Here is a 9,942-nt window from a genome sequence, read left to right as displayed (position 1 = left end):
AAACTACCAGTCAGCACGCAAAGCGCTCAAAAAACACGAAGCAAAACTCCTGCTCAAATAAGCGCAAAAACGCAAAAAACAAAAACAACGCCCGCTGGATACAAAAAACCAGCGGGCATTGGCACGTGGGGAACAATTATTTCAGATGCGCTGAATTGTTTCGTAACCCAACGTCAAAATTAGCCAAAACCCACAAAACAAGGCAAAAATTTGCCCTTTGAGTGGCATCCGCACTTATTCCCCCTGTATTTTCTAAGTGAGCTTAATAGATAGAGCCCAATCGCCGCACTGCAGCGGACATAGATATGCACGATGGGGAACTATCATGGCTGAGATCAACGGTACTTCAAATACAGACGTCATTCAGGGCACACCCGAGGATGACACCATCAATGGCTTTAATGGTCAGGACACGATTTCTGGTGAAGGCGGCGACGACAGCATTTTGGGCGGCGACGGCGACGATATCCTTTATGGGGATAACGGCGAAGGGACAGCGCCCGGCTCTGATGCAACCCCGCTATCGCTGAATATCAACAATCTGGTTAGCGACACGTCTTCGGGCAATGACAACGCGCAGGTAGGTGATGTGGCCGTCTATGCGAATGTTGCGCAGTTGGATGATGGGACGCAGGTGTCTGCACGCTTGATCCTTGTTGGAACGTCTGATCCTGATCTGAACATTGATCTGTCTGGCGGACGTGGCTACGAAATTCTACTGAACGCCCGTAACGGCACGACACCAACGGATGGCGGCGAAACGGCTAGTTTTCGGATGGAGTTCTTTGATCCAGCGACAGGCCAGCCAATTGCGCTGAATTCTACGGCGACATTCAACGATCTGGACCGCAACAGCCCCGGCGATCAGGAAAGCGTCACACTGGACGCGGATAGCTTTAGCGCCTTTGGCACAGCGGCTGATACGTCTTTGCTGGTCAGTTCAGCGCCCGGTTCCGTAACAGCAGCTGGCGGCGAGGCGAATAGCCCCGACGACCAAGACGCATGGTTTAGCGCTGAATTCAGCGACCGGACATTTATCGAATTTACGCTTGCGACACGGACGACTGGGTCTGGTTTCACTATGAATGGTGATCTGATCGAAGATGCGGTCGTGACACCAATCGAGCCAGGCAATGATGTGATTTCTGGCGGGTCTGGCCAAGACACGATCTTTGGTCAGGGCGGCAACGACACCTTGATGGGCGACGACGGCGATGACAAACTGTTCGGCGGCGCAGGCGACGATGTTCTGGACGGTGGTCAAGGCCAAGACGTTCTGGAAGGCGGCGAGGGCGCAGATACGCTTAACGGTGGTACAGGCGACGATCAATTGTTTGGCGGTGCGGGCGAAGACGTGCTTGTGGCTGGTCCTGACAACGACCGTCTGTTCGGTGGCGACAATTCCGACCTGTTCACAATCGGCGGTGCTGGCAATCATGTGATCGTCGGCGGCGAAGACGCGGACGGGTCTGACGTCGATGTGCTTGACCTTACTGCTGGTTTGGGCACTGCTTATGCGGACTTCAACCTGATCCGTGATCCAAATGATCCCGAAGCGGGCCGCGTCGAACTGCTTGATGCGAATGGCAATATCACGCGCCGCGTAGAATATTCCGAAATCGAAAATGTCGTGATCTGTTTCACGCCGGGCACCAATATTGCGACGCCAAAGGGCGAAGTCGCTGTCGAAACCCTGCAACCGGGCGATAAGGTGTTTACGCGCGACAACGGCATTCAGGAGATCACGTGGGCTGGTAGCCGGACTTTGTCTGGGGATGAACTTGTGCAATCACCGGATTTGCAGCCCGTGTTGGTACGGGCCGGATCGCTGGGTGCAAACGTACCAGAGCAGGATTTGCTGCTATCACCAAACCACCGTTTGCTGTTGAGCGGGCAACGCGCCGCACTGCACTTTGAAGACACCGAAGTCTTTGCGGCTGCGAAGCACATGACAACCGCTGACGGCGTTGATCAGGTGCAGTCCAGCGGCGTGACCTATATTCACCTGATGTTTGAACGGCACGAAGTGATCTTGTCAAACGGCACATGGACCGAAAGTTTCCAACCGGGTGATTATGCTTTGAAGGGCGTTGGCACGTCCCAGCGCAACGAAATCTTCAAGCTGTTCCCTGACTTGGCACATCTTGCGACGGAAAAAGCAGGCTTTGGTGCGGCACGTCGCGTGTTGAAGAAACACGAAGCGGCCATTCTGGCAAAACACTAACGTCCCGTGGCGCGTCGCCACGCGGCCCAGTCTTCGGGTGTGTCCAGATCAAGAAGGGCATGCTTGTCCGGCAATGGGACCAGACAGGTCTGGTCTTTTTGGGCCTTGAGGATCGGTGCGCCGCCTGTGTCACCCGACAATTCGGCAAATGCGGGTCGTAAAATTGCGTCAAAGATCACGGGATGTCCGGGTTTGCCTGCGTCCGTTGCCCCGCGCCAAATCAGATGATCGGGGCGCTCGTCGCGTGTCGTCAGCATTGTGTCTAGGTCCGCGGGCGTGAGTGCTGCCAGATCAGCCAGCAGAACCATAAAGGCAGGGCAATCAGGTAGGGCGGCGACACCCGTTCGCAATGAAACTGCCATACCATCCGCGGCATCAGGGACGATGACAGTGCGTGCAGACGTGCCTGACAGCAGCGCTGCGCGGGGATGATCAGGATGTGGCAACGTGATATAGACGTCAGGCGACACCTGTCGTACCGCATCAATCTGACGGCGCAGTAAAGCCACGCCGTCGATCTTTTCCAATAGTTTATCCGTTCCGCGCATCCGTGATGACTGGCCCGCGGCAAGGATCAGGATCGGGAGCGTCATTGGTGCGCCTTACGGGATGATCCGTGTGTATTTGGTGCCTTCAAGCGTGGCACCGATGCGTAGACCTGTTTGGCCAAACACAACAGCAATCACGGGGGACAGCGATGTGGTGGTTTCGGCGCGCAATGTCTCGCCCTGTGAACTCAAGGCATATTCAAGGTCTGCACCAGCCGCCCAACCCGGGGACTGGCGGAATTCAACAAGCGCTTCTTGCGTCATGAAGAACAACACGTGGCTGAATTGTTGTGCGCCGATCTGGAGACCCGCAGACCCGGACGTTGAGGAATAATAGTCAACGGTTGATGGGCCAACGCGCAACGCCCCGCGCCCAAATGATCCGCCCACACCCAGACCCAATTCGGTCACAAGGGGCATGATCAATTGACCCGCTGATCGTTGTGCCAGATCACGGGTGCCTGGATAGGTTTCGTACATGAAGGCCAAGGTGCTATCGACGCGTGCGTCAATTGTTGCGGCCCCGTTGGTGCCAATGCCATTGCCGCAGGCCGCCAAGGTTGTTCCTGCCAATGCCGCGAGGCCAAACTGCCGTCTGGAAAAAGTGCTCATATGTCGCCTCAGTTGTTTTTGATGACCCGTTTCTCGGGCCTTGGGCGTTATCCTAAAGGGAAATTGCTATGCTGTCACCTGTAAGATCAGTCATCGATGCGTTTGGCGGGCGTTGGATTTGGGATCTAGCAGATCCCAAGCCTTCGGCGAGGATATTTGGAGCCAAAAGAAGCAGGGACGCGGTCTAGCTGTTGAGAAGGCGCGCGATTTGCGGCGCAAAGTAGGTGAGAACCCCGTCGCAGCCCGCGCGTTTGAACGCCATCATCGATTCCATCATGACTTTGTCGCCATCAACCCAGCCGTTTTGTGCGCCCGCTTGGATCATCGCGTATTCGCCGGAGACTTGGTAGGCGAAGGTCGGCACGCCAAATTCGGTTTTCACGCGGCGGCAGATGTCCAGGTAGGGCATGCCTGGTTTGACCATGATCATATCTGCGCCTTCTTGCAGGTCGCGTTGGACAAGCCGCATGGCTTCATCACTGTTGGCGGGGTTCATTTGGTAGGTGTTCTTATCGCCCTTCAGGGCCGCAGACGCACCTACCGCATCGCGGAACGGACCATAGAACGCGGAGGCATATTTGGCGGTGTAAGACAGGATCGTAACGCCTTGATGTCGCTCAGATTCGAGTGCTTTTCGTATCGCCCCGATCCGGCCGTCCATCATGTCTGACGGCCCAAGGATATCAGCCCCCGCATCAGCCTGCGCCAGTGCCATTTTTACCAAGGCTTCGACCGTGCGGTCGTTCACAATCACGCCGTCTTCGACAAACCCGTCGTGGCCGTTGATATTGTACGGATCAAGGGCGATGTCGGTCATCACGGCAATCTCGGGGGCTACGTCTTTGATTGCGCGGATCGCTTGGTTGGTTAGGTTTTCGGGCGACCAGGCTTCTGCGCAATCCTCTGTCCGGCTTTCCATGCCTGTATAGGGGAACAGGCAAATCGCGGGGATCCCGAGGTCTTGCGCTTCTTTTGCTGCTTTTGCCACACGGTCTACAGTCCGCCGTACAACGCCGGGCATGGATGCCACAGGCGTTTCATCATCTGTGCCCGCCATCACAAACACAGGCCAGATCAGATCATCCACGGTCACCGTGTTTTCGCGCATCATTGCCCGCAGAGCCGGGGTTTGGCGCATCCGGCGCAGACGTGCGGCGGGAAATGGAGGTACAACTGGTGTCATGATCGGGCCTTTCTGGTCACAGGTTCTTGGATACATCAAATTCGGCCCTTCACAAGTCTGGGCATCCATGAATGCGCCCGCTAGTGTCGCCAAAAATAACACCTGCGCACGAGGCTGCCACCCGTGAATTGGACTGAAGCCCTTTTCGACGTCATTGATATGCGATCGTTCTCCAATCTCTGGTATTGGATCGGCATCGCTGTGCTTTGGTCATCCATGAGCCATTGGGTTTTGGGCGTGCCATTTGACTTGATCCAACGTGCGCGGAAGCGTGGCGGCGAGGCTGAACAAGACCTTATTGATATCGTCCGTGTGAATGTGAACCGCTTGTTGGGCATCGCGCGGTTTTCGGGTCCTTGGCTTTTGATGTTTGTTAGTTTTGCGAATACTGTTTTGTTTGTGCTGGCTTTTTTCTACTGGATCGAATTTGCCCAAGCGCTGCTTTTCATTGTATTTCCGTTAAGCATCGTAGGGGCTGTCAGCCTGTCGAGCGCACAGAATATCGAAACCAATGCGACAGACGCACAGTCCCTTTATAAGATGCTGCTGCGTCACAGGCTGTGGACACAGATCATCGGGATGGTGTCGATTTTTGTCACCTCGATGTACGGGATGTACCATAACTTGACGGTTCCGTTCTGGTAGGCAGTTGACAAGCCCTTCACGCGGGGTAGGTCAGTCGTCATGTCAAAGTCTCATCACATCACGATCGCTGGCGCACCCGAAGGGTTCGACGCTCAGCTGATCTTGCAGGAAATCTCTAAGTCCGACGGTCCCGTTGTGCATATTGCGCGCGACGACAAGCGGTCGGCTGCGATGGAAGCGGCCCTGCGGTTCTTTGCGCCCGATATGCCCGTGTTTACGTTCCCGGCATGGGACTGCTTGCCTTATGATCGCGTTTCCCCGAATGCAGATATTTCGGCGGCGCGGATGGCGACGCTAGCCGCACTGACACACGGTATGCCTGCCAAATACGTTCTGTTGACGTCCTTGAACGCGGCGGCCCAGCGAGTGCCGCCACGGTCTTTGCTGCGTGAAGCGGCATTCAAGGCGACAGTCGGCGACCGGATTGATGAAAAGAGTCTGCGGGCGTTTTTGGTCCGCATGGGCTTTACCCAAGCCCCCACGGTGATGGAGGCTGGCGATTACGCAGTGCGCGGCGGCATCATCGACATTTTCCCACCGGGTCAATCGGGACCGATCCGTTTGGATATGTTCGGGGATGTTCTGGACGGCGCGCGGCGGTTTGATCCGGCGTCGCAACGGACGACCGAGAAGCTGAAAGAGATCGAACTGGCGCCAGTGTCAGAAGTGATCCTTGATGACGCCGCGATTACGCGGTTCCGGCAGAATTACCGGATCGAATTTGGGGCGGCTGGGACCGATGACCCGCTTTATGAAGCCGTTAGTGCGGGGCGCAAACATGCGGGGATCGAGCATTGGTTGGGCTTCTTCAACGACGATCTTGAGACGATTTTTGACTACACTGGGTCCGCGTCGATTACATTGGATGATCAGCTAACGCCGTCGCGGATCGCGCGGTGGGACAGCATCGTGGATCAATACGAGACACGGATGCACGCCCTGTCGCAAAAGGGCCGCGTGGACACGGTTTATAAACCGGCACCGCCTGCGCTGTTGTATTTGGATGATGCTGCTTGGTCAGCAGGGGTCGCCGACAAGCGTGTCGTCCAATTCGCGCCATTGCCGCAAGCCACAGGTATGGGTGTTGTTGATGCTGGCGGTCGTATTGGTCGTAATTTCGCGCCAGAACGGCAAAGCGAAACGATCAACCTTTTCAGTGCATTGGCGGATCATATTAAGGCCAAGATGGCGGATGGTCCGGTTGTCATTGCCAGCTATTCGGAAGGTGCGCGTGAACGTCTGACGGGCCTGATCGAAGACGAAGGCATCGGCGAAGTTATCCCTGTCAGCGACTACGGTCGTGTTGGCAAGTCCGGCGTGCATTTGGCGGTTTGGCCGCTCGATCACGGGTTTACTGCGCCCGGAATGACGGTGATTTCCGAGCAGGACGTGCTGGGGGATCGGTTGATCCGCACGACGAAGCGCAAACGCCGTGCCGAGAATTTCCTGTCAGAAGCCAACAGTCTGAACATCGGTGATCTGGTGGTGCATGTGGACCACGGCGTTGGTCGGTTCAAAGGCATGGAGGTCATCACGGCGGCCGGTGCCGCCCACGAATGCCTGCTGATCGAATATGCAGAGAGTTCAAAGCTTTATCTGCCAGTCGAGAATATAGAACTGCTGTCGAAATACGGGCATGACGAAGGTCTGCTTGATAAGCTTGGCGGCGGTGCATGGCAGGCGAAAAAGGCGCGTCTTAAGGAACGTATTCGCCAGATTGCTGAACGTCTGATCCGTGTCGCCGCAGAACGCGAATTGCGGACAGCACCGTCGCTTGATCCGCCAGAAACGCTTTGGGATCAGTTCCTTGCGCGCTTTCCCTACGCTGAAACAGATGATCAATTGTCGGCTATCGAGGATGTTTTAGACGACCTCGCGTCTGGCCGTCCGATGGATCGGTTGATCTGCGGCGATGTTGGCTTCGGAAAGACCGAGGTCGCGATCCGTGCCGCATTTGTCGCTGCGATGTGCGGCGTTCAAGTCGCGATCATCGCACCGACGACGTTGCTCGCGCGGCAGCACTACCAAAGCTTCGCGGAACGGTTCCGTGGTTTCCCGATCAACGTGGCCCCATTGTCGCGATTTGTATCTGCGGGCGATGCGACGAAGACCCGTGACGGGATCACGAAAGGCACTGTTGATATTGTCGTTGGCACACATGCGCTTTTGGCCAAATCCATTCGGTTCAAGAACCTTGGTTTGTTGGTCATCGATGAAGAGCAAAAGTTCGGTGTGCAACACAAAGAACGGTTGAAACAGTTGCGGACAGATGTCCACGTTCTGACTTTAACTGCGACGCCTATCCCACGGACATTGCAGCTTTCTTTGTCTGGTGTTCGCGATCTATCGATCATTGGTTCACCGCCCATCGATCGGCTTGCCATCCGCACCTATGTTTCGGAATTTGATACGATTACGATCCGTGAAGCGTTGCTACGTGAACATTACCGTGGCGGTCAGTCCTTCATTGTTGTTCCGCGCATCAGCGACATGGCCGAGATGGAAGATTTCCTGAAACGCGAAGTGCCCGAGGTCAGCTTTATCGCGGCCACCGGACAGATGGCGGCGGGTGAGCTCGATGATCGGATGAACGCGTTTTACGACGGCAAATATGATGTGCTGTTGGCGACGACGATTGTGGAATCCGGTCTCGATATTCCAACGGCCAACACGATGATCGTGTGGCGCGCCGACATGTTTGGTCTGTCGCAACTCTACCAAATTCGCGGGCGTGTTGGACGATCAAAAACCCGCGCTTATGCATATCTAACGACGACACCGCGTCAGAAACTGACCGATACAGCGCAAAAACGTCTGCGTGTACTTGGGTCGCTCGATAGCCTTGGGGCAGGGTTCACGCTTGCGTCGCAAGACCTTGATATTCGCGGTGCGGGTAACCTTTTGGGCGAAGAACAATCCGGTCAGATGCGTGAGGTCGGGTATGAGCTGTATCAACAGATGCTCGAGGATCAGATCAACGCGATCAAATCCGGTGCCGCTGAAGGGATCATTGACGATGGCGAATGGTCGCCGCAAATCAACCTCGGTGTGCCCGTTCTGATTCCGGATGCCTACGTGCCTGATCTAGACGTCCGTTTGGGACTGTATCGGCGTTTGTCTGAACTGACGACGAAGGTTGAACTAGAAGGTTTCGCCGCCGAGCTGATCGACCGGTTCGGGAAACTGCCGAAAGAGGTCAACACGCTGATGCTGGTCGTGCGGATCAAGGCGATGTGTAAGAAAGCCGGAATCGGTAAGTTGGACGCGGGACCAAAGGGTGCCACGATCCAGTTCCACAACGATAAATTCGCATCACCTGAGGGGCTGGTTGCCTTTATCCACGACCAAAAGGGGCTGGCGAAAGTCAAAGACAACAAGATCGTCGTGCGACGGGATTGGACTAAGGACCGTGACAAGATCCAAGGCGCATTCAACATTGCGCGGGATCTGGCCCAAAAACTGGCAGACGAACGTAAGAAACAGAAGGCCTAGGTTTCACCGGGCCGTTTGATGAGCGTGGTGAGCCATAGTGCAGCGCTTGCCATCACAAGCGTTGCGATGCCCATCGGCAGCGGCGTTCCATCGTATAGCAGGGCCGTAGGTGCGGCCAGCATGACTGCGCCAACGGTGGAAAACGCGGCGATAACGGACGCAGCAAGGCCCGCGATGTGGCCCATTTCTTCCATGGCCAAGGCATTCAGATTGCCGATGGTCAGGCCGACTTGGAAAAAGTTGCCGATTACCCAGATCAGATAGGTCCCGAAGGCGATCCAATATGGCGCGTCAACGGTCGCAGTTGCGACCATGACGAGGGTCAAACCGATCTGTGCAATGAACATGCCCTTGACCATTGCACGCATCCCCAACGCACCTACGAGACGCGCATTTAGCAGTGATCCAGTTGCGGCCAACACGGCAATCACCGCAAACCACAGATGGAAATGTTCGCCTTGACCGAAGGTTTCATCAAACACCTGTTGGGTGGTCGAAAGGACCGTGAACAACATCCCGAAGGTCAGCGTCTGTACGAAGATGGACAAACGAGCGGTGCGATGGGCGAACATCTGTTTTGTAGCGGCGAGCATTGACTCCAACCGGACGGGGCGACGGTTCTTTGGATCAAGCGACTCCGGTTGTCTCAGATAGAGCCAAAGCGCCGGAAGCGCGGCAAAGATGCCAAATGCGATAAAGATACTGCGCCAGCCAGCGCCAAGAATGATGTAGTGCCCGATCGTCGGTGCCAATGCGGGGGCAAGAGAAAACACGACCATGATAAACGACATGATCCGCGCCATGTCGCGGCCGTCATATAGGTCGCGGGTCATTGCCACAGCTGCGACCCGTGGACCTGCGGCCCCAAGCCCCATGATGACGCGGCCAAACAGAACGAATTCTAACGTGTTGGAAAGCCACGCAATTGTGGTGCCGATGATGAACAGAAAAACGCCGCCAATGACGACTTTGCGGCGGCCAATTGAATCCGACAACGGACCCGTAAAGAATGTGCCAAGACCCAATCCAAGAACAAAGCTCGTGATGATCAGCTGTACCTGATTGGGGTTTTCAGGCGACAGGTCTTCCGCGATTTCTGGTAATGCGGGCAACATTGCATCAATCGAAAACGCGGTTGTGGCCAACGTCATTGCCATCAACCCGATAAATTCGGGCTGCGATAATCTATTTTTCGGAGCAGCCATTTAGCGGACTTTCTTCAGTAATTTGCCGCGTCT

Annotated in this window: 8 protein-coding genes; 4 read left to right on the top strand and 4 right to left on the bottom strand. The window is 55.6% G+C overall.

Going from position 1 to position 9,942, the window contains the following annotated elements; all coding sequences use genetic code 11:
• Positions 1–183: hypothetical protein (locus MWU61_RS18960; RefSeq protein WP_247130035.1), on the top strand; the 183-nt coding region annotated here is incomplete at its 5' end.
• Between the two features lie 142 nt (positions 184–325).
• Positions 326–2,224, top strand: a complete 1,899-nt coding sequence (locus MWU61_RS18955) for a Hint domain-containing protein (RefSeq protein ID WP_247130034.1) — start codon at positions 326–328, stop codon at positions 2,222–2,224.
• Here MWU61_RS18955 and MWU61_RS18950 read toward each other — a convergent pair.
• The 3 genes from MWU61_RS18950 to hemB all read right to left on the bottom strand — a co-directional run bounded on the left by MWU61_RS18950 (position 2,221) and on the right by hemB (position 4,567).
• Positions 2,221–2,817, bottom strand: a complete 597-nt coding sequence (locus MWU61_RS18950) for a nucleotidyltransferase family protein (RefSeq protein WP_247130033.1) — start codon at positions 2,815–2,817, stop codon at positions 2,221–2,223. The two genes, MWU61_RS18955 and MWU61_RS18950, sit on opposite strands and share 4 nt — an antisense overlap.
• 9 nt (positions 2,818–2,826) lie before the next feature.
• The gene (locus MWU61_RS18945; RefSeq protein ID WP_247130032.1) at positions 2,827–3,384 is read right to left on the bottom strand and encodes a YSC84-related protein; all 558 of its coding nucleotides are present in this window, start codon (positions 3,382–3,384) and stop codon (positions 2,827–2,829) included.
• 184 nt (positions 3,385–3,568) lie between these two features.
• Positions 3,569–4,567: a porphobilinogen synthase gene (gene hemB, locus MWU61_RS18940; protein ID WP_247130031.1), complete on the bottom strand. Its 999-nt coding sequence runs from the start codon at positions 4,565–4,567 to the stop codon at positions 3,569–3,571.
• Between the two features lie 123 nt (positions 4,568–4,690).
• Here hemB and MWU61_RS18935 point away from each other — a divergent pair, with 123 nt between their 5' ends.
• Both MWU61_RS18935 and mfd read left to right on the top strand, forming a co-directional pair.
• The gene (locus MWU61_RS18935) at positions 4,691–5,212 is read left to right on the top strand and encodes a component of SufBCD complex (RefSeq protein WP_247130030.1); all 522 of its coding nucleotides are present in this window, start codon (positions 4,691–4,693) and stop codon (positions 5,210–5,212) included.
• A gap of 39 nt (positions 5,213–5,251) precedes the next feature.
• Positions 5,252–8,704 carry a transcription-repair coupling factor gene (gene mfd, locus MWU61_RS18930; RefSeq protein ID WP_247130029.1) on the top strand — a complete coding sequence of 1,151 codons (3,453 nt, stop codon included), beginning with the start codon at positions 5,252–5,254 and terminating at the stop codon, positions 8,702–8,704.
• On the opposite strand, the gene MWU61_RS18925 is transcribed toward mfd, so the two are convergent.
• Positions 8,701–9,909, bottom strand: coding sequence for a multidrug effflux MFS transporter (locus MWU61_RS18925; RefSeq protein ID WP_247130028.1), 1,209 nt, complete (start codon positions 9,907–9,909; stop codon positions 8,701–8,703). The two genes, mfd and MWU61_RS18925, sit on opposite strands and share 4 nt — an antisense overlap.
• Positions 9,910–9,942 lie beyond the last annotated feature (33 nt).

The organism is Loktanella sp. F6476L, from assembly GCF_023015725.1.
GTDB lineage: Bacteria > Pseudomonadota > Alphaproteobacteria > Rhodobacterales > Rhodobacteraceae > Yoonia.
This window is presented reverse-complemented; position numbering and strand designations above follow the sequence as displayed.